22 protein-coding genes and 5 pseudogenes are annotated in these 21,638 nt (G+C 66.9%); 14 read left to right on the top strand and 13 right to left on the bottom strand.

Annotation, left to right across the window (positions count from 1 at the left end; genetic code table 11):
* Window positions 1-330: 330 nt before the first annotated feature.
* Entirely contained in the window at window positions 331-723 is a 393-nt protein-coding gene (locus OHA37_RS40715) for a hypothetical protein (protein WP_328694624.1), read from the bottom strand.
* A gap of 279 nt (window positions 724-1,002) precedes the next feature.
* Here OHA37_RS40715 and OHA37_RS40710 point away from each other — a divergent pair, with 279 nt between their 5' ends.
* Window positions 1,003-1,677, top strand: coding sequence for an HNH endonuclease signature motif containing protein (locus OHA37_RS40710; protein ID WP_266914621.1), 675 nt, complete (start codon window positions 1,003-1,005; stop codon window positions 1,675-1,677).
* Between the two features lie 56 nt (window positions 1,678-1,733).
* On the opposite strand, the pseudogene OHA37_RS40705 reads toward OHA37_RS40710, so the two are convergent.
* The 6 genes and pseudogenes from OHA37_RS40705 to OHA37_RS40680 all read right to left on the bottom strand — a co-directional run bounded on the left by OHA37_RS40705 (window position 1,734) and on the right by OHA37_RS40680 (window position 5,804).
* Window positions 1,734-2,419 (bottom strand): annotated as a pseudogene (locus OHA37_RS40705) (transposase family protein).
* Window positions 2,420-2,927: 508 nt separating this feature from the next.
* Entirely contained in the window at window positions 2,928-3,332 is a 405-nt protein-coding gene (locus OHA37_RS40700) for a hypothetical protein (protein WP_328694623.1), read from the bottom strand.
* A 256-nt stretch (window positions 3,333-3,588) separates the two neighbouring features.
* Window positions 3,589-3,699: pseudogene (locus tag OHA37_RS40695) on the bottom strand (Ku protein); the annotation flags it as partial.
* Between the two features lie 179 nt (window positions 3,700-3,878).
* The gene (locus tag OHA37_RS40690) at window positions 3,879-4,034 is read right to left on the bottom strand and encodes a hypothetical protein (protein ID WP_266914617.1); all 156 of its coding nucleotides are present in this window, start codon (window positions 4,032-4,034) and stop codon (window positions 3,879-3,881) included.
* Window positions 4,035-4,219: 185 nt separating this feature from the next.
* On the bottom strand, window positions 4,220-4,642 hold the full coding sequence (locus OHA37_RS40685) for a hypothetical protein (protein ID WP_266914615.1): 423 nt from the start codon (window positions 4,640-4,642) through the stop codon (window positions 4,220-4,222).
* Window positions 4,643-4,658: 16 nt separating this feature from the next.
* A complete protein-coding gene (locus OHA37_RS40680; RefSeq protein WP_266914613.1) occupies window positions 4,659-5,804 on the bottom strand; it encodes an amidase domain-containing protein in 1,146 nt (381 codons plus the stop codon).
* Window positions 5,805-6,702: 898 nt separating this feature from the next.
* Here OHA37_RS40680 and OHA37_RS40675 point away from each other — a divergent pair.
* Window positions 6,703-6,816, top strand: a pseudogene (locus OHA37_RS40675) (GNAT family N-acetyltransferase); the annotation flags it as partial.
* A gap of 147 nt (window positions 6,817-6,963) precedes the next feature.
* Entirely contained in the window at window positions 6,964-7,449 is a 486-nt protein-coding gene (locus OHA37_RS40670; protein ID WP_266914611.1) for a hypothetical protein, read from the top strand.
* Between the two features lie 28 nt (window positions 7,450-7,477).
* Here OHA37_RS40670 and OHA37_RS40665 read toward each other — a convergent pair whose 3' ends face one another.
* Entirely contained in the window at window positions 7,478-9,160 is a 1,683-nt protein-coding gene (locus tag OHA37_RS40665; protein ID WP_266914609.1) for an IS1182 family transposase, read from the bottom strand.
* Between the two features lie 1,055 nt (window positions 9,161-10,215).
* Between OHA37_RS40665 and OHA37_RS40660 the strand changes: the two genes are divergently transcribed.
* From OHA37_RS40660 to OHA37_RS40645, 4 genes are all read left to right on the top strand, one after another.
* Window positions 10,216-11,010, top strand: a complete 795-nt coding sequence (locus OHA37_RS40660; protein WP_266914607.1) for a hypothetical protein — start codon at window positions 10,216-10,218, stop codon at window positions 11,008-11,010.
* Window positions 11,011-12,117: 1,107 nt separating this feature from the next.
* Window positions 12,118-12,363, top strand: a complete 246-nt coding sequence (locus OHA37_RS40655; RefSeq protein WP_266914605.1) for a hypothetical protein — start codon at window positions 12,118-12,120, stop codon at window positions 12,361-12,363.
* A 9-nt stretch (window positions 12,364-12,372) separates the two neighbouring features.
* Complete coding sequence (locus OHA37_RS40650; RefSeq protein WP_266914603.1) at window positions 12,373-13,338, top strand: helix-turn-helix domain-containing protein; 966 nt, start codon at window positions 12,373-12,375, stop codon at window positions 13,336-13,338.
* Between the two features lie 133 nt (window positions 13,339-13,471).
* The gene (locus OHA37_RS40645; protein WP_266914601.1) at window positions 13,472-13,642 is read left to right on the top strand and encodes a hypothetical protein; all 171 of its coding nucleotides are present in this window, start codon (window positions 13,472-13,474) and stop codon (window positions 13,640-13,642) included.
* Window positions 13,643-13,672: 30 nt separating this feature from the next.
* On the opposite strand, the gene OHA37_RS40640 is transcribed toward OHA37_RS40645, so the two are convergent.
* Complete coding sequence (locus tag OHA37_RS40640) at window positions 13,673-14,761, bottom strand: integrase (RefSeq protein ID WP_266914599.1); 1,089 nt, start codon at window positions 14,759-14,761, stop codon at window positions 13,673-13,675.
* The gene (locus OHA37_RS40635) at window positions 14,758-15,417 is read right to left on the bottom strand and encodes a helix-turn-helix domain-containing protein (RefSeq protein WP_266914597.1); all 660 of its coding nucleotides are present in this window, start codon (window positions 15,415-15,417) and stop codon (window positions 14,758-14,760) included. The genes OHA37_RS40640 and OHA37_RS40635 overlap by 4 nt, the downstream gene beginning before the upstream one ends.
* A 124-nt stretch (window positions 15,418-15,541) precedes the next feature.
* Between OHA37_RS40635 and OHA37_RS40630 the strand changes: the two genes are divergently transcribed.
* From OHA37_RS40630 to OHA37_RS40620, 3 genes are all read left to right on the top strand, one after another.
* A complete protein-coding gene (locus OHA37_RS40630; RefSeq protein WP_266914595.1) occupies window positions 15,542-15,751 on the top strand; it encodes a hypothetical protein in 210 nt (69 codons plus the stop codon).
* Window positions 15,752-16,263: 512 nt separating this feature from the next.
* Window positions 16,264-16,950 carry a hypothetical protein gene (locus OHA37_RS40625; protein ID WP_266914593.1) on the top strand — a complete coding sequence of 229 codons (687 nt, stop codon included), beginning with the start codon at window positions 16,264-16,266 and terminating at the stop codon, window positions 16,948-16,950.
* A 222-nt stretch (window positions 16,951-17,172) separates the two neighbouring features.
* Window positions 17,173-17,460 (top strand): hypothetical protein, encoded by a 288-nt coding sequence (locus OHA37_RS40620; RefSeq protein ID WP_266914591.1) that lies wholly within the window; start codon window positions 17,173-17,175, stop codon window positions 17,458-17,460.
* A gap of 73 nt (window positions 17,461-17,533) precedes the next feature.
* Here OHA37_RS40620 and OHA37_RS40615 read toward each other — a convergent pair whose 3' ends face one another.
* Window positions 17,534-17,905, bottom strand: a complete 372-nt coding sequence (locus OHA37_RS40615; RefSeq protein WP_266914589.1) for a hypothetical protein — start codon at window positions 17,903-17,905, stop codon at window positions 17,534-17,536.
* Window positions 17,906-17,944: 39 nt separating this feature from the next.
* Here OHA37_RS40615 and OHA37_RS40610 point away from each other — a divergent pair.
* Window positions 17,945-18,195, top strand: a pseudogene (locus OHA37_RS40610) (recombinase family protein); the annotation flags it as partial.
* A 536-nt stretch (window positions 18,196-18,731) separates the two neighbouring features.
* Window positions 18,732-19,686, top strand: a pseudogene (locus OHA37_RS40605) (transposase); the annotation flags it as partial.
* Between the two features lie 12 nt (window positions 19,687-19,698).
* Here the strand turns inward: OHA37_RS40605 and OHA37_RS40600 are convergent.
* Window positions 19,699-20,007, bottom strand: a complete 309-nt coding sequence (locus tag OHA37_RS40600) for a hypothetical protein (RefSeq protein WP_266914585.1) — start codon at window positions 20,005-20,007, stop codon at window positions 19,699-19,701.
* A gap of 274 nt (window positions 20,008-20,281) precedes the next feature.
* Between OHA37_RS40600 and OHA37_RS40595 the strand changes: the two genes are divergently transcribed.
* Window positions 20,282-20,806 (top strand): hypothetical protein, encoded by a 525-nt coding sequence (locus OHA37_RS40595; protein ID WP_266914583.1) that lies wholly within the window; start codon window positions 20,282-20,284, stop codon window positions 20,804-20,806.
* A 138-nt stretch (window positions 20,807-20,944) separates the two neighbouring features.
* On the opposite strand, the gene OHA37_RS40590 is transcribed toward OHA37_RS40595, so the two are convergent.
* Window positions 20,945-21,148 carry a cold-shock protein gene (locus OHA37_RS40590; protein WP_266914581.1) on the bottom strand — a complete coding sequence of 68 codons (204 nt, stop codon included), beginning with the start codon at window positions 21,146-21,148 and terminating at the stop codon, window positions 20,945-20,947.
* A 197-nt stretch (window positions 21,149-21,345) separates the two neighbouring features.
* Between OHA37_RS40590 and OHA37_RS40585 the strand changes: the two genes are divergently transcribed.
* The gene (locus OHA37_RS40585) at window positions 21,346-21,582 is read left to right on the top strand and encodes a DUF7919 family protein (protein ID WP_266914579.1); all 237 of its coding nucleotides are present in this window, start codon (window positions 21,346-21,348) and stop codon (window positions 21,580-21,582) included.
* Window positions 21,583-21,638: the final 56 nt, after the last annotated feature.

Genomic DNA, 21,638 nt, shown 5'->3' with positions numbered 1-21,638 from the left:
GCGCGCTCAGGACTGAACGGCCTCGCTGCGCGCGGCCGGGGCCCGTCGGGCCCGGCTCTCCGCTTCGCTCCGAGCCGTGGGCCGGCCCTTCGGGCCGGAGTCCTTCGCTTCGCTGCGGACTGGCTCTGGTTCCGCTGCGCTCCACCAGAGCGGGCTCGCTGCGCGAGCCCTGGGAGGCTCCCGCGCTGCGCGCGGGAGGTGATCCCGTTTCATGGGGTACGGGCCTTCGGCCCGTTGGGCGGGTCCGCTTCGCTCCCCCACCCTGGGTCCTTCCGGCTCCGCCTTCAGGACCAGCCCGCTACTCGGGCAGCAACAAGGGAAGCGGGGGCATCAGTCGCGTTCGGCGTGGCCGTTCGCGATGAGCAGGGCCTTCCCCATCAGCTGCACAACCTCCTCAGAAAGGCCGTCGCAGTCGTAACGCAGAGAGATCGGAAAATCGCCGTACAGGCTGAGGGCGAAGCACAGGACTGCCAGCTCCTCCCCGTGCTCCCCAAGCTCTCCTGCCTCTACCGCGGCGCGAAGCCTCGAGACCTCAAAGCCCGCCCACCTCTCGCCTTCATGGTCGGCTCCGCCGACAACGTACTGACGCAACCGCGGGTCCTCAAGCCACACACCCGTTCGTTCCAGCAGCCAGACCGCTGCCTCCAAAGGCCACAGGCAATCAGTCCCACGCCTCAAAGCCGCCAGAAAATCCGCAGAAGACAACCCAGAAAAATCGATCACTCCATGATGCTAGACAGCCGACTCAAATAGCCGGCCTTCGGCCAGGAGTCCTTCGCTCCGGACTGGTTCTGGCTCCGCCGCCCTCCATGAACGGCCCGCTTCGCGGACCCACGGCCTCCCAGGCGACCCCGTTTCACGGGGTCCCGAGCCCACGGCCCGTTGGGTGTTCGCTTCGCTCCCACCCTCAGTCCTTCCGAGCATGGCTTGCTGTCCACAGGCTGGGCGGGGGATGGAGCGTCAGGTTTGGGGCACGTAGTTTTCTGGGCTGTGACAGATGCCATGGAGATCGACAGTGACGGAATCAAGCGCAAGTCGGCGGTGGGGCCTTCTTGCGTTGAGGGCTGGGACCTCCTGTACAGCAAGCCGAGGGACGCCGCGGAAGTGGTCCGGCGTGGCCGGTCTGTGAGCCCCTTGGAATACGGACTGGCATGCACCATCCACCGCACGGTCTGTGAGTACGGTTCCAATCTGATCGCCGAGCGGCCGCTGCGGCGCGGACCCCGAAATGCCTGGTGTCTGGAGTGTGCTGGGAACCAGAGCCAGTCACCCGACATCCTCGTGGCGGAGGAGGCACGTGACGGTGACCGGTATCGGCATGTGTGCGCAAAACTGAAGGCATCCGAACGGGATGGGCGGACGGTGGAGCGCACCATTGTCGAGGTGTACCGGGACCCGCAGGCCGTCGAAGCAGTACGGGCCCGAGCCCAGGACAAATGCGAAAACCCTGACTGCGGTGGGATGCCCTCGGATAAAACACCCGACGGCAGAGCGATACTTCAGGTCGACCACATCATGGATCTCGCCCTTGGAGGGCGGGATTACCCGAAGAACATGATCGCTCTCTGCCCCAACTGTCACGCGATGAAAACCTACGGAAGCCGCAAGGAAGAGCTACGTAGACTCTTCAAGCGGGTGGCGAAAGAAGCCCACAAGAAGGCGCTGCAACGCTTCTAAATGTTGTTGCAGAAGGTTCAGCTTGGGCAGGTCTGGGTGGTGTTTGGCCTGCTGTTTCACCGGGTCATAGCGCCGTTGTGCATGGTGGCGACGGCCTGGATGGCGTGGTGGAGGCCGTCGCCCTTCTGGCGGCAGTCGCGGAGGATCTTCCAGTTCTTCATCCGGGCGAAGGTGTGCTCGACGCGGGCCCGCACCCGGCGGTGCTCGGCATAGTCCTCTTCCTGGCCGCGCAGGAGGGGACGTCCTGGCCTTCTGCGGTGCGGGACGATCAGGCCGGTGCCCAGGTAGGCGCCGGGCGGGCGCTCGCGACGACCAGACGGCTGTCCGCATCGATGATGACCTGCACGTTCGCCGAGAACCGGTAGTTCCTTGAGGAGGCACCAACCGTGCGGTCGCGGACGGGGATCAGGGTTCCGTCCACGATCCACAACCGTTCCACGTCTGCGACTGGCCGCGGGGCCAGCTCCAGCGCCAGCAAGGGCCGCAGGCGCTGGATGACCCGGCAGACCGTGGCCGGGGAGATCCCGAAGAGCGGAGCGAGCTGCCGCATGGTCAGGTTCGTGCGGTAGTGCACCGCCACCAGCAGCACCCGGTCAGGCAGTGGCAGGCACCACGGACGGCCACCGCCGGGCCCGTTCCCGCCCCGCTCCCGCACCACTTTCACCAGCTTCGCGAACCGCTCGATCCGCAAGCCCGTGAACGACTCCACCCACACCGACTCAACCCGCAACACCCCACCGATACAACAGGAATGCCCTATCACAGACGTTCTGCAACAACCTTTAGGAGGCGCCCCGTTTCACGGGGTCCGAGCCTACGGCCCGTTGGGTGTCCGCTTCGCTCCCACCCTCAAGCCTTCCGGCTCCGCCTCCAGGACCACAGCCCGCTCCGCGGGCGGTCAGCAGGAGCCACGAGGGCTGCTCTATTCCGATCCAGGAGCCTGACTGCCATGTCGTGGTTATAGGAGACCGCCAACTCGCGCGGAGTCTCACCGTCAGATGTTGCGGTGGGATCGGCTCCATAGGCCAGCAGGATCGCAGAGCGCCCAGTCGAGCGACCCGCCCGACTGGAGTGCCCCATCCCCCTCCACATCAATCGCGTAGAGCAGGAGTGTCATCCCACAGCAGACCTCTACCGGGTCCACACCCGAATCGAGGAGACGGGGCAGCTCGGCATGGTCACCCGACTCCACCGCCCGATGCGCAGGAGTCCACGGTTTGTCGGGGAACTCGGTCACTCAGGCTCCCGGCTCAGTTCGTCTCAACGACAAAGAGGACCAACTCGGTCGGCGCACCACCAGTGAACCGTTCCTCCGCCAGCGTGTCCGCAACCTCTCCCAAGATCTCCAAGGTCTCGGCCACCGCCCCGAACCGTTCCTTCACCCAGAAATCCCCGCGCAGCGCGAGCACAACACGCCTCTCCTCCAGATTGTGAAGACCTCCACAGAGGGAGTCGGAAAACGCATCCTGATGCCAGCGGCCCGACAACGGAGGATCCATCTCAATCAGCTCGCTGAAGGCGTGCACGATCGACTCTCCGTCCCTGGCCCCCTTCGTGTCGACTTCGACAACCCTCGCCCCACCCGCAGACAGGCCCTCGAAGACCTGGCCAGCCTCGCCGGCAGAAAGCAATCGGAAACGCGCGGAATCTCCCATGAACACATCCTCCTCCACCCAAGGAAACCGAACGTTGGCGGTGCCTCTCGGGCCGATGGCCCCCGAGCCCGAAGGCCGCATCGGCCAAGGCTCCACCATGAGCACGCTCCTGCTTTATTCTGAAGTCTGGATAGACTTGGGAATCAAGCCCCCACCCCGATCCGAGGGCGCGCTGCTCCTCGCCGAGACGCCAAGCAATCTGAACACCCGCAGGTCACAGAACCAGACCACGCACCACACCAATGGCCCGTCATACTTCGGCGGCCAGGTAGTAGGAGGCGCCGATCTGGATCGGGTCGATCGAGGCGGCGGGGACGAACGCCACGATCTCGATGGCCTTCGCGGTCGGCAGCGGGAGCGCGTCGAGGACCGATGTCGGCGGACAAGGCGCCTCAATAGTGACGGGGTGGGAAGCGGAAGACACTCCGACGCCGCCCGCCATCGCCCTGCCCTGGAGCCCTACACGAGCGCGGTGCCCTCTACCGAATCCGGTAGAGGGCACCGCGCCGACGTGCATCCAAGGGCAAGCTGCGTGCCGGTCGGCCGTCAGGAGGCCCGGTCGAAGGCCAGCACCGCGTTCTGGCAGCCGGCCGCATACCGCAGCAGCGCCTCACGCTCCGCCTGGTCCACGGCGGGCGCCCACCGGTGCTTGGCGGTCACCCGCTCACCGACGTACCGGCAGTGCACGGTGGGGGTCCGCATTCAGGTGCTGCACCCGCACGCCGACGCCTCTTCTTCGTGAGTGCAGGGTTCCCCGCCTCCCGGGATTCCGGGAGGCGGGGAACGGTGAGGTTGAGCTTGAGCGGCGGCTTTCCGGCGAGATTCGTCCGGCGCTTCGAAGGCGGTGCCTTTGGCGGAGGTCTCGATGAGCCGTACCGAGCGCCCTCTCAGAAGCCGGCGGTGGGCTTCGGTGTGCCCTTGACGGGGAGCGCGCCGAGGCCGATGAACCAGTCGCCGTCCTTCTTGTTCATCAGGATGACCGTGTCGAACGGTTTGCCGGTGCCGTCGGTGCCGGTGATGGTCACGCTCGCGAGGGTCGGCTCGAACTCCTTGATCACGTTGATGTCCGAGATCTTGATGCCGCGGCCGCCGCTCTCCGTTATCAGCTTGTCGGCGTGCTCTTTCACCCCAGTCTTGCCCGGCGTCTGCTGATCCAGGTCGATGAGCCCCTGAGGGTCCCGGGCGTTGAGCGCGGCGATGTACTTCTCCGCAGTCTGCTTCTCGCTCCTGCCGACCTTGTCATCAGAAGAACAGGCGGCGAGCGCTGCGCACAGGACAGGCACTGCCAGTAGCGCGAGGGCCCTCTTCATGGGTCCGCCCTTCGGGTCAGGTGCGGTGGGTGTACCACCATGTGTTGGGGTACTTGGCTCGAAGGTAGCTGAGGGGAACGTCGACAGAGTTGGGGGTGTGGTAGGTCAGGTAGAGCATGCCTCCCTGCCGGCCCGTGACCATCATCGTGTGGTTGATGTTGCCGTTGGGGTTCGGACCCCAGTCAGCCTGGAGTACGTCGGACGGGAACAGGTCCCAGACGCTGGGGACGTGCTTGGTCCTGCCAGAGTTCCGGCCGAACCAGTACCAGTTCTCCGCGCCGGCCCAGCTGTAGCTGGTCGTGTAGGTGTAGTTGCCGTACCACCACTTCCGGGTGTCTCCGCGCTCCGACATGCTGCCCGGCTTCTGCGTCCAGCCGCCGGCATAAACCGCCTGCGAGATGAAGTTGGTGCAGTCCTGCCCATAGGTGCGCAAGCCGGTGTTGCCGCGGAGGCCGTACTTCTTCGCGTAGTTGACCATCGCGGTGTAGTTGTATCCGGCCAGGGGCCCGTCCAACGTCTTTTCCCTCAGCGGTGCGTCGCCGCCGGGCTCGTCGCTGCTGGGCGGAGGCTTGGGGCCCTCGTCTACGGGAGCGGGCAGGATCTCGTCGACCGGGTCCGCCTCGCTCATCGTGGCGGGACCCTCAAGCTGCGTGGGCGCCGCGGGCCCCGAGCTGTCGACGGACGTCTTATCGTCCGCGAGCTTCCACGCGCCGCCCGCGGCACGCTTGAACGTCAGCGTGTGAGGGAGGAGGTACGAGGTGTGCGTGATGGCGTCCCCCGGCTTGGTGTCGGGGAAGTACAGGCGGGTTTCCTCCTCGACCGCCAGCGTCGCGGTGTCACCGCTGACCGTGCCCTTGCCGGGAATGACGGTCACTTCGGCACGGCTGAATCCGCTCCAGCGCTTTTCCAGCTTCGTAGCGTTGGCCTGCAGTGCGGTGATCTCGCCTCCGAGTACGTCGGCCGCCTGCGCGGTCAGCGCAAGAGGTGCCGGGGCACGCAGAGTCTGGGTTCGCGAGAGGGTGACGGCGTCGGCTCGGCGCTGGAGGTAGGCGTCGGCGATCTGCGCCAGCTGGCTCTTATCTGCGGTCGGCAGCGCGGTCTCCGCCGCCTGCGAGGCAGGCGCGGCTATGCCGAGCGAGAGTGAGGCCAGCGCCAGTGTCACGGCGCTGGCAGCGCGTGCGGAAACTCCGGTTCTGCGCAAAAGATCCCCCCTGGGATACATCGAATGATCTGTTCAAAGCTGTACGGCCGCTCCCGCCGCCGCGGAAATCATTTCGGCCACCGGCCCGATAGCCGTGGCGGATTTGGCCCGTCGTGCGCGCCCCGGGTCAATCGGCCGATACGAGCGGAACCGGCACCGCAGCCGATGCGGATCGCCACGATGGTGATGGCGGCCTCGGTGATCCCGTATGGGACCCGGTAGCGCCCGATGTGCATCTGGCGCAGGCCCGGGCAGCCGTGGGTGGCGCTGCCCTTGGGCCGGACCTGGTCGGCGACCGCTGCCGTGGGACTCGTAGGTCGAACGATAATCCCGCGGCTAGCGCCTTTGAGCAGGCAATACGTGAGTGAAGTTACCGAGGAAGGGGGCGAACTGCGAGGAACCAGTGAAGATTTGAGGTAAACCTGAGGTGGCAATTCGACCCAAATCGCAGGTAGGCCCCGCACACTTGGCACGCGGATCTCACCACCTGGGATGATGAATTTGATATTCCGGTTTATCGAGAATCTTGACCTTGGCTGAATTTCTGGCCGTGGCTGAAATTAGGACGCGAGGTCCGGCCCGGACGAGGGCGGGGGATCAGCGAGCGCGCCGTCGGTGATGCCGGCTGGTCCGGTGCAGTGGACGGTGTACCTCGATCTGTTCGGGGCTCGGTGTAGGACGAGGCTGGTCGGCGTCCCGGGGGTGCGCCAGTACGGCCCGCCGTTTGCTCACCGTGCCGGCACGGTGGTGCGGACTCACCGCCCGTGCGGTGAGTCCGGCGTCACCGGGGACGTACGCGTCCCCGACCATGCGGAAAACGGATGGGCGGGGGCGAGCGTGACGCGGCAGGATGCTCCGCATGCCATTACCCACCCCCGAGTTGCAAACCGCCCGGCTGCGGCTGCGGCCGTTCACCGACGCCGACGCGGCGCCGCTCTACGCGCTGCACAGCAGCGCCCATGTGCTGCGTTACTGCCTGACGCTGTCGGGAATCTTGGCGCGTGTTTCTGGTCCGGGCCCGTTGGGCGGGCATTCGTAAGTGGTGGCTTGGGGCTCCTGACGTTGTTCAGCAGAGGTCAGGGATCATGTCCGTAGTACTGGTGTGAGGCGGGGGACGGGAATGAAGGCAGTTGGCGAGTTCGCACGGCTCCTGGGGGCGCCGGTGCGGAGCGGCGAAGGAGAGCTGATCGAGGCGATCGCCCGGGACTGGTCGGTCGAGTTCCCCGCGGACTTCGTGGAGGTGGCTGGCGCGTATGGGGACACGTCGATCTCGGAGTACATCTACTTCTGCGGAGCTCGCAATCTGAAGCAATACGCCGACGGAATGGGACGGCTCCTGGAGGAGTCGCGCACTGTCCCGCACCTTGTGCTCCCGTCCCCTGGCGGGGCCCTGGTCTGGGGGAACACGATCGAAGGTGACCAGCTCTTCCTCGTGCCGCAGGACGACGGCTCCTGGACTGTGTCCGCCTTCCGCCGAGCGTGGGCAGACTGGCACGACACCACCCTGGGGTTCAGCGACTGGTTCCACCAGGCTCTCGCCGGCGAGATCGGGACAGACTGGCTGCCGGAGTGGAACCCGGGAATCCACCCGCTGGAACTCGCGTAGTTGCTGCCTGCCCCTGTCAGGAACCCAGTCAGCCGTTGGGGTGGGTGGCGACGCGCCAGGACCTCGGGCGGGGGACGCCCTGCCGGTCGAGGAAGTCCTGCAGGGCGGTCGGGGTGCGGGGTTGGCTCTCCGGGGCGGGTGGAAGGTGGGCTGCGATACGTTCGAGTTTGACCGCGATCGCGGTCAGCACAGGCTGGACGTGGGCCTTCTCTTCGCTGCGGTAGCGGCACTGGCGCATGCCGTGACCGTTGACGAACTCGTTGATGGTGCTCTCGATGCCAGCGCGCAGCGAGTACCGCGACAACCATTCCTGGGTCTGTTGCTCAGTCCGCGACTCGGACTGGAGATCGTGGAGTTCGCGAGGAAGGAAGGTCAGCGCCCGAAGATCGCCCTTGGTGCAGGCCGTCTTGATCGGGCACGGGCCGCAGTCGCTCTTGGCGAACCTGACCTGGATGTAGGGCGCTACGGATGGAGGTGTCACCCACCGCTGGTTCTTCTTGCCCTGCGGGCAGGTGACCTGCTTGGCGTCCCAGTCGATGACGAAGGCGTCGCGGCGGAAGACATTGCCCCTGCGAGACTGCCAGGTGGTCCTGGCCCGGACCGGGCCGACCAGGCCGACGCCGAAGTCGCGGGCGACGTGCTGCTTGAGTGTGACGGAGGTGTAGCCCTGGTCGACGAAGTGCTCGGCCGGCAGCAGCTCCCGCCGGTCCAGCTGCGCGAGGATCACCGGCAGGGACCTGGAGTCTTGGACCGCGGCCTTGGTGGTGGTCACGTCGGTGATCACGTTCACCGCGTCGTGGTCGCAGGTCTCGGTGACGTGGGCCAGGAAGCCCTTCCAGCGGGTCTCACCGCGGCGCGCGAAGCGGGCGGCAGTGTCGTAGGGCGAGACAATGGCGACGGCGGAGGACGGCAGCCCGGCCGTGTCCGTCTCGCGCCACCACAGCCGTTCCTGGGCGTCGATCCAGTAGTTCTGCAGAAAGATCTGACGCAGGGCCTGGACCTGCTCACCGTCGCGGAGCGCGGGCAGGTAGCCGTCCACGTAGCGCAGGAGCAGGTGAACGTCGTCACCGGTCTCCTTGACCCGGCCCTTGGGCCGTGAGGGGTTCCGGCCGAGCCGGGCCGCGCGGCCATAGCGCCGGCCCCAATCCTGGGTAACCACGCCAACCAGCTCGTGTGGCGCCCGGCGGGCGAGCTCCTCCAACGCGGCGCGCATCGCCTCGGTCACCAGCTCCAGGCGGGTCAGGTCTCGGACGGCGGCCAGGACGTGGGTGGAGTCGGTGCGCTGGCGCCCGCGCTCACGGATCAGACCGACGGCTTTGATCTTCTCCAACGCGAGCCCGAGGAGCTTGTCGGCCCGGCTGTCCTTAGACAGACGTTCGCGGAAGTCGGCGAGCACACTGTGGTGAAAGCCCGGGTCCTCCAGCTCCATGCCGAGCGCGTACTTGAAGTCGATCCGGCACCGCACCGACGCTGCAGCCTGGCGGTCCGACAGCTCCAGGAGGAACTGCAGCACCGACACCGTGGCCAGCTGGGCAGGCGACAGGCCGGGCCGGCCGTCCTGCGGATACCACTGCTCGAAGTCCTCGTCGCTCCAGAGACCCTCGAGATGGTCGCGGATCGCCATCGCGGTGGTTCCACGGGGGTTACTGGCGCGGGCCACCCGCACGGTCAGCTCAGGGATCACCGAACCCGAACGGGGGTGCACACACATCAGAGTCCTCCCAAGGCCGGAGGCATCACCGTCCCACCGGGAGCCCCTGCGCAAGGGGTGGTTCTTGCGGGAGCGGCCACGAACGAGTGAACCGCAGGATCCCGCCAGCCACACTTACCGCACTGGCCACAATCACCACGAACGATCCGTTCGCAGAACGGTCACAGACCACGGACACAGTCGCCAGACTCACTGCACGGGGCACCATCAAGCCGCTGACATGAGGGAACACTTATGTAGCCGGCGCCGTCTAACCACCTCGCGACCACGCCATTTCCAAGATTCCCGACAGCCTCAGGCAGTAACAGCTCCCACGCCCAGCCCACAAACTCTTCGTATGAGCACCACACGTCGCCCACTGAGGCACGGTCCGGTGACCGGAATATCCACGAGTCCCGACACCACTCCGCAGTGCCTGCTGCCAGCAGAACGGGCTGGAGCCGACGGCCTAGAGGAGCCCATCGACGAGGACCAGGCGCTGATGCAGCCACGAGGCCGACGGGCCCTGTGGCCGGGCGGCTCGACGTCGCCGGGCGCGTCGTAGAGGGGCCCCCTGGGCCCCTTAACCACGGGCTCGGGGCAAGCCGCCCTCCGGCCCGTACCACCGGTCCAGGTGGGCGGTGTCGTTCGGCGCGGACGGCGCCGCAGTAGGACGAGACCTGTCCGCGCCGGACGATGCCGACCTGCGCAGGGGTCTGGGGGCGGCGAAGCCCCCAGCACCCACCGGCCTTCACCAAGAGCCCCCCATGCCCGCCGCTTCGTGGTCGTCAAGGCGAGCTCCACTCCACGCAATACAGCGCGCTCAATCCTACTAATTTTGGCTAGCGGAATTGATCGCGGTTGCGCTAGGAATTTTGCGCCTCATGACCCGGAAGGTTCGTCAGGCGGTGCGGTTGGACCGCTGGGTAGCCAGATGCTGCCATCGGGCCTGGATCACTCCAGTTCCAAGGATGACGCAGGCATGTACTAGCGGACCGTCAGGATGGTCCAGCAGCTGGCATGCGGTTCTGCTGTTCCAGGCCTCGCCTGAGCGGCGGAGCGGCAGGATGACCGGGGTGGATCGCATCATCGACTTCATCAAGGCCGAACCCGAGGCAGCCGCAGTTTTCGCTGCTCTGATCTCCATCTTGGGAGGCTTCCTCGGAAGCCTCCTCTCCGGCTGGATCCAGGTCCGCGGAGGACTCGCACAAGCCTCTGCGGCTGTGCAGGCTTCCCGTATCACCGCCGAGGCACAGCATCTCGCGACTCTCCATACCGACAGGCGCAGAGAGATCGCCGCGTTTGTCTACGAGGCTCAACAGTGCGCGGACGCAGCAAATGCAGTGTTCCTGCCGAGTGATCCCACCACCCAGGCCGCCAGCGAGGCGAGTGGGCAGGCGGCTGGGAAGGCGGTGAGGATCAAGCAGGCCGAACTCCAGCTCATTGCACCCAGCGAGATCGTCGAACTGACCGCCGCGGTGATCAAGTCCCTCAGCGCGCTGAGAGTGCTCAGTGCCCGAGGCGTCGCGGCTCGTGTCGAGTACGAGCTCCTCGGTCGTGGACACCGGAATGCCACTGACCGCGAAGAGGCCTGTGTTCGCGCGCTTGTGGCGCTGAGGGAGCTGCGGCAGCGGGTGCAGGAGAGCGATTCCCCTGCACGGAAGGTAGAACTCTCGGCTGCCCTGGCCACGGCCCTGAGCGAGGTGCCTGGCCTAAGCGACGTGCAGCGGGTGATGCTTCAGATCGACGGCACTCTCCCTGCGCTGAGACCCCTACGGTCCCAGGCAAACAGAGCCTACGAAGCTGCGCTGGGTGAACTGGTCGCCGCCAGCCGGACTCTTCTGCGCTCCGATGACCGCCAGCCGGACTGATGCAGGCGCCGGCGTCCGCCCGGCTGGGGCCGCAAGCCGACCGCCCCCACGGTGCGCGGGTGCTTCACGCGCGTGGGGGCGGCCGGTGAAAAAGTGGGGCGGGGCTTGGCCGGCCCCGTTTCAGTGTGGCTTCGGCCACCGGGACACAGAACACCCATCCGGTTGTCGCGTAGTGCCAGGGCCGTTCCTGCGACCAGGCTGGGAGGCTTCTCTCCCTCGCCCGTCCTTCCGCTCTTTCGGATCGGACCAGGTCAGCGGGCCTGTGGTCTTCTCCGGTCTTTCAAGCTCAGGGTGCAGCCGAGGGCTGCACCCGGGGTCAGGCTCGCTGCAACGAGTTCCGACCTATTTCCCCTGTTGGTGTCGAGTGGCAACGGCCCGGGGAGACCGCGTCTGAGAGTTCCGCCCCGTGGAAGCGGACATGGTTCGCCACGTCTGCGACCTATGCCTGACCTGCAGGCATGTGGACGTGGCCCGGGAGTCCTCCCGGATACACCGGCGGCAGGAAACCCGCGGCCGGGAGCTCCCCCGGGGAAGGCGGGCATGGTCTCCCCGCGTTCCGGACCGGCCTGGCGTGCAGGCTCGGGGGATCGGCGCCGGGAATCAGCTGGGAGCCGCGCGGGGCAGCCCGAGCCACGGCCGGGCGGCCGGGCTCGAGACCGGCGCGGAGCCTACGGGCGGGGCAGGAGTCCTGACGTGCAGGAAGCCGGCACACAGGAAGACGAGCGACTGCAGCAGTGGCCATTCGTTCCGGGTCATGACATGCATCGCCTTCTCTCCCCCCTGAGGCGGCCCGACCGTTCGGGCTGACGACCCGACGATGCGGGTTCCAGAGCGGCGGGACAAGCTCCCTTGGCCTCAGCACGTGGGACACCGCCGGCATACAGCGGCGAGGACGGGCCCGGGTGCGGGGCGGCTGGTCTGCGGGGTTGGCGCTGATGCCGTCTCAACTTCCAGTGGGACAAAGTGGAATGGGGCTTCCTGCGTTGGTAGACGGGCATATGAGGGGTCCTGAACGCTGTGAGGAGGTCTACGACTTTCGGTCCTGCAAGGCCGGCGGTCATCTGGTGGACCTGTCGAGTGGTAACTAGACCTCTTCGGGAGAATCCGTTGAAGAAGAAGACCGCGCTCGCAGCCGCGTGCGTGGAGGCTCCGACGACGAGCACCGGAACCCTGGTTCCGGTGCCCGCCACGATCATCGTGGTCATCGTCATCCTCCTCGCCGCCGCACTCACCATCTACGGGATGCCGGTGGACACCGTCATCACCGTTCTCGCCGTCGGAGGCCTGCTCGCCATCGAGCTGGTCCGCCGACTGGTCGACACGCTCACCGCCGCTCGTCGCCAGGCCTCCTAGGAGACCGCGGTGGGGCGCGACAAAAGCGCCCTGGCTGAGCACACCCGAGGCCTGTCGCAGTGGCTGCTGTCACTGCGACAGGCCTCGGGCCACACCATCAGCCAGGTGGCGGAGCGAACCGAACAGGTGGGTCTGCCCACCTCCCGCAGCACCCTCTATCGCGCCGAGCTGGCCCCCGCCTCCGGGCAGCGGCCCAGCGTCCCGGCGTGGCGCGTCGTCGAGGCCTACACCAAGGCGTGCGGCGGCAGCATCACCGAGGCCAGGCGGCTGTGGACCAAGGCCGCCTCCCTCAAGGCCCCGGGCAAAGCCGGCGTACTACGGCGGCCGGCGATGGCGCCCCAGTACATCGCCGAGCCCGCCGAGCTCCTCCACGCGATGCGAGAACTGCGCGTCCAGGCCGGGAAGCCGTCCCTGCGTGAACTGGAGGACCGGGCCCGGGCCAACCCGGAGGACGTCACCATGCTGCCGCGCAGCACGCTCGGCGCCGTCCTCAACGGCACCCGCCAGTGCCGCCGCGACCTGCTGGCCTACTTCGTGCGGGCCTGCGGGGTGACCAAGGAGTCCGAGGTCATGCGCTGGCTCGCGGCGTGGGACCGCATCGAGGCCTCCCGCAACGGCACCGCCAACCACAACATGCACCAGCGCCTTACCGCGCTCGAGGAGGACCTCCACCACACCAAGACCACCCTGGCCACCGTCATCGCCCTGCCGGCGCCCCGCCCCGAGACCGGCCCCGTACTGATACCGGTACCGGTCCCCGGCATCCGCCCCGCAACCACCGAGAAGGAGAAGCCGAAGCCGCACGCCCCGGAGCCGGCCACCGCGCCGGCCGCCAGCACACCGGCCCGCACCCGGACCAAGCGCACCCGCCGCTCCGGGCAGTGGCTGACCGCACTACTCAAAGGCCTCACCAGCACAGCTGGAACCGCGGCTGTGAGCGCGGCTGTGAATGCAGCAGTGGACGCGGCCCTCTGAAATACCGTGGGGGGAGTATCCGACCACCGGATGCTCCCCCCACCACACCGGGTGCCAGCAAGACCCGCGTACGAAGCCCGTGACCATGTGGTCCCGGGTACGGGGGCATCGACACCCCATATGGCGAAAGCCGATGCCCGTCGTCGACGAGATCACCGGCTTCGCGCAGGACCGCCGCAGAGTCAAGAACGTCCCCTCCGTAGAGACTGTCCACATGCAGAGGGAGACGCTTCAGGCCGCGATTGCCGCCTTCCGCCAGGCGAGCGGGGTAAGGGATGGGGTTGCCGGACACGTCAGGGTGTGATCCATGCGGAGGTCGCGCGGTCGGATTTGGTCAGGTGAGGCCAGCGGAGGCGTTGTCGTCCCACCCGTCCTCGACCTGCATATAGCCGAGCATGGAACGGGAGTGGCGGGCCCAGCCGCCCTGGTCGGCGACGGCGATGGTGTCCTTGCCCTTCCGCCTGCTGGTGGAGGCGAGCCCGATGCGCAGGGAGTGGCCGGTCCAGGAGATCGGTACTCCGGCCCGCCGGGAGATGCGTTTGATAGCGCGAGTGACGCTGTCGGGGACGAGGCCGCCGGTGAGGTGGCCGTGCTGGTCGATGCCGACGAAGGCGGGAGTGGACGGATCGGCCCAGCGGGGGCCGTGCTCGGAGAGTAGGCGGTCGCGGTAGGCGATGTAGGCGCGGACCGGGCAGATCTCCGGGTCGGCGGCGTAGGGGATCTTGGCGTTGCGGACGGAGTGCTTGGTCTTGCCGGTGAGGACTGCGATGGCCAGGCCGCGCGGGTGGAGGGTGACGTCGCCGCTCTGGAGGCCGGCCGGGTCCTGGGAACGTGAGGCGTAGTGGAAGCCGGTGAGAACCAGGGCCTTGTCCCGGTCACCGGTGAGGGTGTCGGGGCAGGAACGTGCGATGGCGTACAGGCCGTCGATGTCGGCGCCGACCGCCTGTCCGCGGCCGCGCCGCTCTCCGGCCTGCAGGAGCTGGACCTCGAGTCCGGCCAGTGCCTTGCGGGCCTCGGCCTGGTCGTCGCCGCTGACCGCGGCACCGCGCTGGCGCAGGCCGATGACGACGGCGGCGAGGTGGGTGTCGGCGGAGCTCGGCGCGTACCCGTTCCCGTTCTGCTGGCCCTCGCGCAGCATCCAGGCCACGAAGGCGACCAGCGCGCCGCGGGATCCCTCCCGCTCGGGCAGGCCGGCGTCCGCGCAGAACCGGGTCCACACCCGCCACGACTTGGCGTACGTGTCCACCGTGTTGTCCGGGACGATGGCGGCGGCGACCGCGTCGGCCAGGTCCTCGGCCTCGGCCAGGCGCTGCGCGGCGGCGATGCCATGGCGTCGTGCCCACTGCTCGATGAGCAGCAGACGCTCGGACGCGGGAAGAAGTTCGTCGGCGCCGCCCGCCGCGTCCGTGGCCTGGACCGTCACCCTTCGGTCCGGGTGTCGTCGGCGCTCCGGAGGGCGGCCTCTGTGTCCCGCAGGGTCGATCCGGCCCGTTCGGTGGCCTCGCGCAGTACAGCCCGCGCCTCGGCCACTTCGGCAGTCGCGTGTTCCAGTCGGTCCATCGCCGCGTTGAGCGCGCGTGTGGCGGCGGCGACTTCGGCGGCCGCTGCCTGGTGCTCGTCGGCGTTGAACACCCAGACCCTGGTTCCCTCGGCTTCCTCGGGACCGGCGGGTGAACGGTGCTTGGCCTGGACGAGCCAGATCCTGTCGCCCTCGACCATCACCCCGTCTGCTGCGGTGTCCGCGGTCGGCGGCGGGACGACGGGCTGGGCCTGCCGTTCACCGTGCACCATCCGGTCCTGAGCCCGGTACCACCTCTCCAGGAAATCCCTCCGCTCCGAGCCTGACAGCCCGTCTGGTCCTGCGATGGCCTTGAGGAGCTCCTCCATGGTGTGCCGGTTGGGGAGCCGCTGCCCGCCGAGGGCGTGCGAGATCGTCGACTTGCCGAGTCCGGAGCGCTCGGCCAACTCGGCGAAGGACGGGTTTCCGTGATGCCTGAGCAGCTCCCGCATGAGCAGCACCAGTTCAGCGACTTCCTTGGGGGTCCCGGGCGGAAGGGGGTTCATCGGACGTCCGGCCATGGGTCTCTACGCCTCCTTGAACAGCAATGTTCGCATTGTTTCTCGGTCGTCTCTACACTGAGAAACAATAGATGGCCCGCTATGCCGGCGGACCGTCACGCCGTTGTCCTGCCTGGGGGTTCCGATGTTCCTTGCCGCCACATCCGCCGAGACCGGCTGGGTCATGTTCGCGCTCGCCATCTGCCTGCTGGTGGCGTTCGGGGTGTACCACGTCTCACGCTCCGCCCCGCTGGGCATTCCACCGGGGCAAGCCCTGCTGGCCGCCGGCGCGGCGGGCGGGGTGTCCGTGCCGATCGTCTTCCAGATCCTGGAGAAGCTGACCCTGCTCGCCTGACCGGTCGGCGCCAAAGGCGCGGCCCGAACAACGAGGGCGTCGGACCGCACCGTCCGGCGCCCTTCGCGATGTCCGCTCATCCCGCCCAACCCCCTTCCCGGTGTCCGGGTTTGTCGCGTCGGATAAGGAGAGCTTATCCGACGCGATACCCCATCCGGCCGCGGTTTCGGGGAAGCTGGCCGGATGGACCTGTCGATCTTCTGATTGCCATCCCAGCCGATTCAGGTGCGCGTCGGGCATCGAGGTGGCGGACTCTGACCGACGCCCTATCGCCAGCTGCCAGGACGCACCGACGGCTCGGCGGTTGGAGTCAGTTCGGCGCCGAAGACGGGCCACCAGCTCAGGTCCAACCCGCGCCGCTTGCCCGCCTCGGGAACGTGCCGACATTAGCCACCACTCCCAGGAATTGGTCACCTTTCGGCCAGAATGCAGAATTAAGCCAAGATCAAAATGAGCGAAAAACCGGAATATCGAGTTCAGCATTTCCGAGTGGTGGAATCAGTGTGCCAAATATGTGCGACCTGCCTGCGGTTTGGGTCGAATTGCCGCCTCAGGTAAACCTCAAGCTTTCAGCAGTTCCCTCGCGGATCCCCTTATCTATCGGTAACTTCATCGACGTAACGCAGACGCAAAGGGAATTACCCGACCAGGGGGGCAAAATGCATTTCAAGAGGGCAACTGCTGTGGCCGCGGGCGCGCTGGCCGCTACCGTTCTGTCGATGGGAGCTGCGGGCGCGGCTCCCGTCAATCCGCTGGACCCGCAGCCCATGGCCGAGTACTGCTCGCCCGGGACGCGTGCGGTCATCTCGAGCAACACTCCCAACACCCTTGACGTGAAGTACCGCACGTCCGTAACCAACAGCACCAGCAGCAACCAGAACTTTAAGTTCACGTCGAAGTCGGGCGGGACGACGACCTGGGGCCTCTCCATCACGGTTTCGGCCGAATTGAAGGCAGGGATCTTCGCCAAGATCGGGGCTGAGGTCAACGGCAGCGTCGAGAAGTCCATGACCGCGGAGATCGGCGAGGAGGTCTCGGGCACGGTGAATGCGCGCTCCACGCTCAAGGGAGACTTTGGCAACTGGAAGGAGAACGTTTCCGGATGGACTGCCTACCAGTACAGCAACTGCTCCTACGGGACCAAGACGTACTACACCGCGTATGCCCCGTACCGCACCAACTGGAGCGTGTACTACTAGCCTGACCTGTAGCGTCGCGTTCCACCCGCCGCGAGCGGGGAACCTAGCGGTGATGGGGAGACAGTGAGATCGAGATCGTTGGTGGCTGCCGGTGGGCTCCTGCTCGCCTTGGTCACAGGATGCACGGCCGAGTCGGAGCCTGGTGGGGGGGAAGCATCACCGGGCTCATCTGCCGGCTCATCGGCGCCTAGCGCGACCCGGAGCCCAGGCTCTGCTCTGAAATTGGAGCAAGCCAAAGGGAAGAAGCTTCTCATCAAGGAGACGGTTGGCGAGGCTGGGGTGGATCTCCCGGTCTTTACTCCGCCAAATGCGTCGTACACGGTGCACTTCGTATGCTCGGGTACCGGGGAGATGTCCCTTGAGGTCAGCGGGCAGAAGTGGATCAGTCGTCCCTGCGACGGCGTAGAGAACGCTGCTGAGCAGATTACCGACAAGCAGCCGCAGGCTGTGTCAGTAAAGTTGTCTGGTGCTGCATCCTGGAAGCTGGCGGTCGCCGACGGTTCCGTCTAAGAATCCGTCACAGTAGGGGTATCAAAAAGTGTGGGAGTGCCATGTGAATTCCGGCACTCCCACACTTTTTCTTTTATATAAGACGTCTACGCAGGGATTGGGTAGACCCCATGCTGACTGCGGCCGGCTGCTTCGTCACCGGCGAGCTGCTCTTGAGGTATTTGTTGCGGCGCTGCGGGAACAGCGCCCCTCTGTTGTACTCGCGTTCGTCCTTGCGCAGCTTCTCCAGGACGCCGGCCTCCACGTACGCGGACAGTGACACCGGGACGTCGGCGTCCACATCGACGATCCGCTGGAGCGCGACCACGGCGTTGCGCAGCCGGTTCATGGTGTCCGGACTGACGTATGCCGGGATCTTCTCCTTCGTTCCCGGGCTGGCCGGCGCCTGGCCGCCCAGCTCCTTGCCGAGGAGAGTTCCCTGCCCGAAGGGCATTCCGTTGCTCATGCTGTGGCTCCCCGCGGCGCCACAGCATGTGACCGAGCTGGTCGACCCCCAGTCATCACCACGACATGCCGCACACAGTGCTACGGCGCAAGGCGCGCGGCGAGTCCGTCGAGCAGATCCAGCCTGATCTGATCATCCCCACCGGCAAGCGCAAGGGGCAGATCCCCAGCGTCGTCAGCATCTACCAGGCGATCGCCGAGCACGAGGAGGCCCCGGCGTACCCCGAGGCCGTCGAGGCGGCGTACGACGACTTCGCCGCTCTTCGACAAGGCGACCACAGCTCCGCGTAGTCACTCAGCGCTACACGCCACCTGACGGCATCTATACGAGAACTGGGCCGAATCGCTGATCACCTGGGCCGCGATCACCCTCATGACCAGGCGCATCACCCAACGGAACTCCCGCCGGGCCGGACGACCCGAGCCCCGCGGCCCCATCGGGCACTGAAGCCGTTCTTCCGGAACAGCACCGACCGGACTCCGCCAGAAACCGGCTCAACTCCCACTCTGACACGCCCCAGGACGCCCCGTCAGCCCTTTCGCCCTCCCCGCCGTCCCGCCCTGGTCCTGCTCTCGGCCCCGGCCGCCGGACTGGCCCTCTCACCACCTCGATCCGGCTCACCGACGGCCTCTGAGTACAACCCCGTTCGATTCCCGACCTGGGAAAACTCTGATCAGACCTTCGAAAACAGGCTCTTACCTTGTCGTTTATGGTCCGGCGTCGAACGAGGGTCGAACTTGTTTGGTGTTTTCCCAGTTCACCAGCCGTGTGAGGGGCCGCGGGTCGATCCTGTGCTGAGCGCCAGCGCACTACGGAGGCCGGGATCGTGGGACGGGTCGAGCAGGAGGTTGAACGAGACGCCTTGACGGTGGTGGCTGGGTTCCGCTCGGAGTTGTACGCGTGTCTGACCGTCCGGAGCGACGCCCTGTTCGAGTTGTGCGACGCCTTGCTGTGTACCGACGGTCCAGTCCGTACCCTCGTGGACCTGGCGCTCGCTCCCGAGCATCGGCGCGGGCACGGAGCCTTGTACTCCGCAATCAACCACGACCGGATCGACGTCGCCCGGCTGCGGCGAGCACTGACCGGTGTCCCGCTTCCCCGAGCCGGCGACGGTCGGCTGGTGCTGGCGGTCGACGTATCCCCGTGGCTGCGGCCGGACGCCGACACCTCCTCGGACCGCTCCTTCTGCCATACCTTTGGCCGGGGCCTGGGCAAGCACCAGATGGTGCCCGGCTGGCCGTCCTCGATCGTCGCCGCGCTGGAGACCGGCCGGACCTCGTGGACCGCACTGCTGGACGCGATCCGGCTGGAACCCGGCGCCGACTTGGCCGCGGTCACCGCTGGCCAAGTCCGCGACCTCGTCCAACGCCAGCCAGTGGCGGGAGGGGGACCCGGAGGTCTTGGTCGTGCTGGACGCGGGTTACGACGCTCCCCGCATCGCCCACCTCCTGGCAGACCTGCCCGTGGAAGTTCTGGGCAGGCTCCGCTCGGACCGGGTGATGCGCAAGCCCGTTCCGGTGCCGTGGATCTGCCCGCCGCAGGGCGGCCGCCCGCCCAAGCACGGCGGTGAGTTCGTCTTCGGTGCCCCGGCCACGTGGGGCGAAGCCAGCGCGGTGACCGTCACCAACACCGACCGGTACGGGACGGCGACCGCGCAGGCATGGGTCCGGCTCCACCCCCGCTTGACCCGAAGGGCGGCGTGGATCGACCACGAGGGCCCGCTGCCGATCATCGAGGGCACTGTGATCCGCCTGTCGGTCGCGAAACTGCCCAGTGGCGGGGTGAACAAGGGATCACAGGCCGCTGTCGATGCCGGTCACGGCCGGCGGGCCGAGCGGGGCGTCAGACTCTGAAAGGCCCGCCTCCTTCAGTACTGCGGTGACGATCCGCATGGCGTCGAGCTCCGCCTCGTACTTGTCCGGGGCTTCAACCTCAAGTCGGATGGAGAAAGTGCCGTCGTCATTCAGGGTGAGGAGGCGCAGCCCCTCGTTCTCGCTGACCTCCGTATGCCGCGATGCCAACTTCCTTTCGACGACAGAGGGCACGGAATCAGCAACGTCCGACACGAACGTACCGGGGACCGTAATGACAAAGCTGGTCACGGCAACTCCTCACATATGACGAAACTCCAGTGCCATCCGACTGCCCCCAATTATTGATAGTGAACACGTATCAGGCCATCCCGGACGCGCGGGCCTGCCACTCCACTCCCTCGGCCGACCGTGCCCTGCCAACAGCCAGGCGCACGCCTCATGAGGTACGTGGTTCGAAGTGAGGGACGAACGTCTTCTGCCGGCCACTCCATGCTGTTCTGATGGTGTCGGGGATACCAGTCACACGGGGGCACTCATGTCGGCGCAGACCATCATCGGTCTGATGGGAATCATCATCCTGGCGGGCGGGGTCGTGGCCGTGGTCGCCATCTGGCGGACCGGCTCACCCTTCCCGGAGCTGACGGACACCAGAGACACCCCACCGCGAGGACCGAGCTGTGCGACCTGCGGCCACAGTGAGCACCGGGGTCGCTGCTCCGAGCGGGTTTCGGCCTCGGGGGACATCTACGACGGCGGCGGTGACTGGGTCGGCTACAGGAACGAGACGTACTGCAACTGCGGTCAGTACCGCACCAAGCCCTGGCCGCCCTGCACCATCTGCGGCCACAGTCGCGGTGAGCACTACATGCTTCTCAAGTGCAGGCACGTCAAGGGCTCCTCCAACGAAAGCGCCTGCGCCTGCCGCAGCTACCGCGCCGAGCCCGGGCCGAAACCGTCGTACTACCTGGACGAGCTGAGGACGGCGGACCGTCGTTGTCCCTTTCCCGCCGACGAGCATGGTGTCCGCACGCACCGGTGCCTCACGTGCGTACTGCTGGACGGCCGGTGCCGATACGACCGGCCGTGACGTCTCCGCCCTGTCGTACTTGCCTCACGGAGGTCCCTGCCAGCCGCCCCGTGCCCGGCGCCGGCGCCGGGCAGAGCTAGCCTGCGGAGATCAACCTCTTAGGGCATCCGCTCCGCTCACGCGGGCAGCCGGAAGGGGTCAGAGGGCTCGTACCTTGTCGGCCTGTAGTCCACGCTGCCCTTGCGTGACCTCGAACTCGACCCGCTGATTCTCTTCCAGGTTCCGGAAACCCGACCCCTGGATCGCGCTGAAGTGTACGAAGACGTCCTCGCCCCCCTCGTCCGGAGAAATGAACCCGAACCCCTTCTCCCCGTTGAACCACTTCACGATCCCCTGAGCCATGCCCACCCCTTTTCCAGCGCCCCGGGAACTCCGACCGAGCCCAGCAGCAGGCACATCCTCCCCAAGGGACCCCATGCGAAACTCCGAGGCGGGGTTCGCTCCGCTCCCCCACCCAGCCTGGCCCGGAGACCGGCGGAGAAGGGGAGGGCTCGTGGAATTGCGCGGGCTCGACGGATCGGTGCGGCGATGATGTGGCTGTGTTCTACGAGGATCTCAGCGAGTACGACTACCGGGCCGAGGATGCGTTCACGGACAGGGAGTCGGGCTTCTACGCACTCTGGTACCGCCCGGCCTACACCCGCCTGAACGTCGGGTGGCTGGACGCCGGCAAGCCGTACTCGAAAGGGGCGGTCCCCACGGCGTTCGTGGAGAAGCTGAAGGCTGTGCAGGAGGTCCAGTGGGTGAACGTCCGCCCCCGCGTGCTGATGCGATGAGCACGGCAGGAGGTGGAGACCACGCTCACCATGGTCCGGTCGATCCGATCCTCGGC

The sequence above is a fragment of the Streptomyces sp. NBC_00335 genome, from assembly GCF_036127095.1.
Classification (GTDB): domain Bacteria; phylum Actinomycetota; class Actinomycetes; order Streptomycetales; family Streptomycetaceae; genus Streptomyces.
Note: the sequence above shows the minus strand (reverse complement) of the source record. Positions and strands in the feature narration are given on the sequence as shown.

Excerpts from the sequence above, each read along its gene's own strand:
- OHA37_RS40625 (WP_266914593.1), top strand. The coding sequence starts at position 16,264 with ATGTGCGACCTGCCTGCGGTTTGGGTCGAATTGCCGCCTCAGGTAAAC.
- OHA37_RS40630 (WP_266914595.1), top strand. The coding sequence starts at position 15,542 with ATGTTCCTTGCCGCCACATCCGCCGAGACCGGCTGGGTCATGTTCGCG.
- OHA37_RS40710 (WP_266914621.1), top strand. The coding sequence starts at position 1,003 with ATGGAGATCGACAGTGACGGAATCAAGCGCAAGTCGGCGGTGGGGCCT.
- OHA37_RS40590 (WP_266914581.1), bottom strand. The coding sequence starts at position 21,148 with ATGGCTCAGGGGATCGTGAAGTGGTTCAACGGGGAGAAGGGGTTCGGG.
- OHA37_RS40700 (WP_328694623.1), bottom strand. The coding sequence starts at position 3,332 with ATGGGAGATTCCGCGCGTTTCCGATTGCTTTCTGCCGGCGAGGCTGGC.
- OHA37_RS40670 (WP_266914611.1), top strand. The coding sequence starts at position 6,964 with ATGAAGGCAGTTGGCGAGTTCGCACGGCTCCTGGGGGCGCCGGTGCGG.
- OHA37_RS40595 (WP_266914583.1), top strand. The coding sequence starts at position 20,282 with ATGGGAATCATCATCCTGGCGGGCGGGGTCGTGGCCGTGGTCGCCATC.
- OHA37_RS40615 (WP_266914589.1), bottom strand. The coding sequence starts at position 17,905 with ATGAGCAACGGAATGCCCTTCGGGCAGGGAACTCTCCTCGGCAAGGAG.
- OHA37_RS40645 (WP_266914601.1), top strand. The coding sequence starts at position 13,472 with ATGCCCGTCGTCGACGAGATCACCGGCTTCGCGCAGGACCGCCGCAGA.
- OHA37_RS40635 (WP_266914597.1), bottom strand. The coding sequence starts at position 15,417 with ATGGCCGGACGTCCGATGAACCCCCTTCCGCCCGGGACCCCCAAGGAA.
- OHA37_RS40685 (WP_266914615.1), bottom strand. The coding sequence starts at position 4,642 with ATGAAGAGGGCCCTCGCGCTACTGGCAGTGCCTGTCCTGTGCGCAGCG.
- OHA37_RS40665 (WP_266914609.1), bottom strand. The coding sequence starts at position 9,160 with ATGTGTGTGCACCCCCGTTCGGGTTCGGTGATCCCTGAGCTGACCGTG.
- OHA37_RS40690 (WP_266914617.1), bottom strand. The coding sequence starts at position 4,034 with ATGCGGACCCCCACCGTGCACTGCCGGTACGTCGGTGAGCGGGTGACC.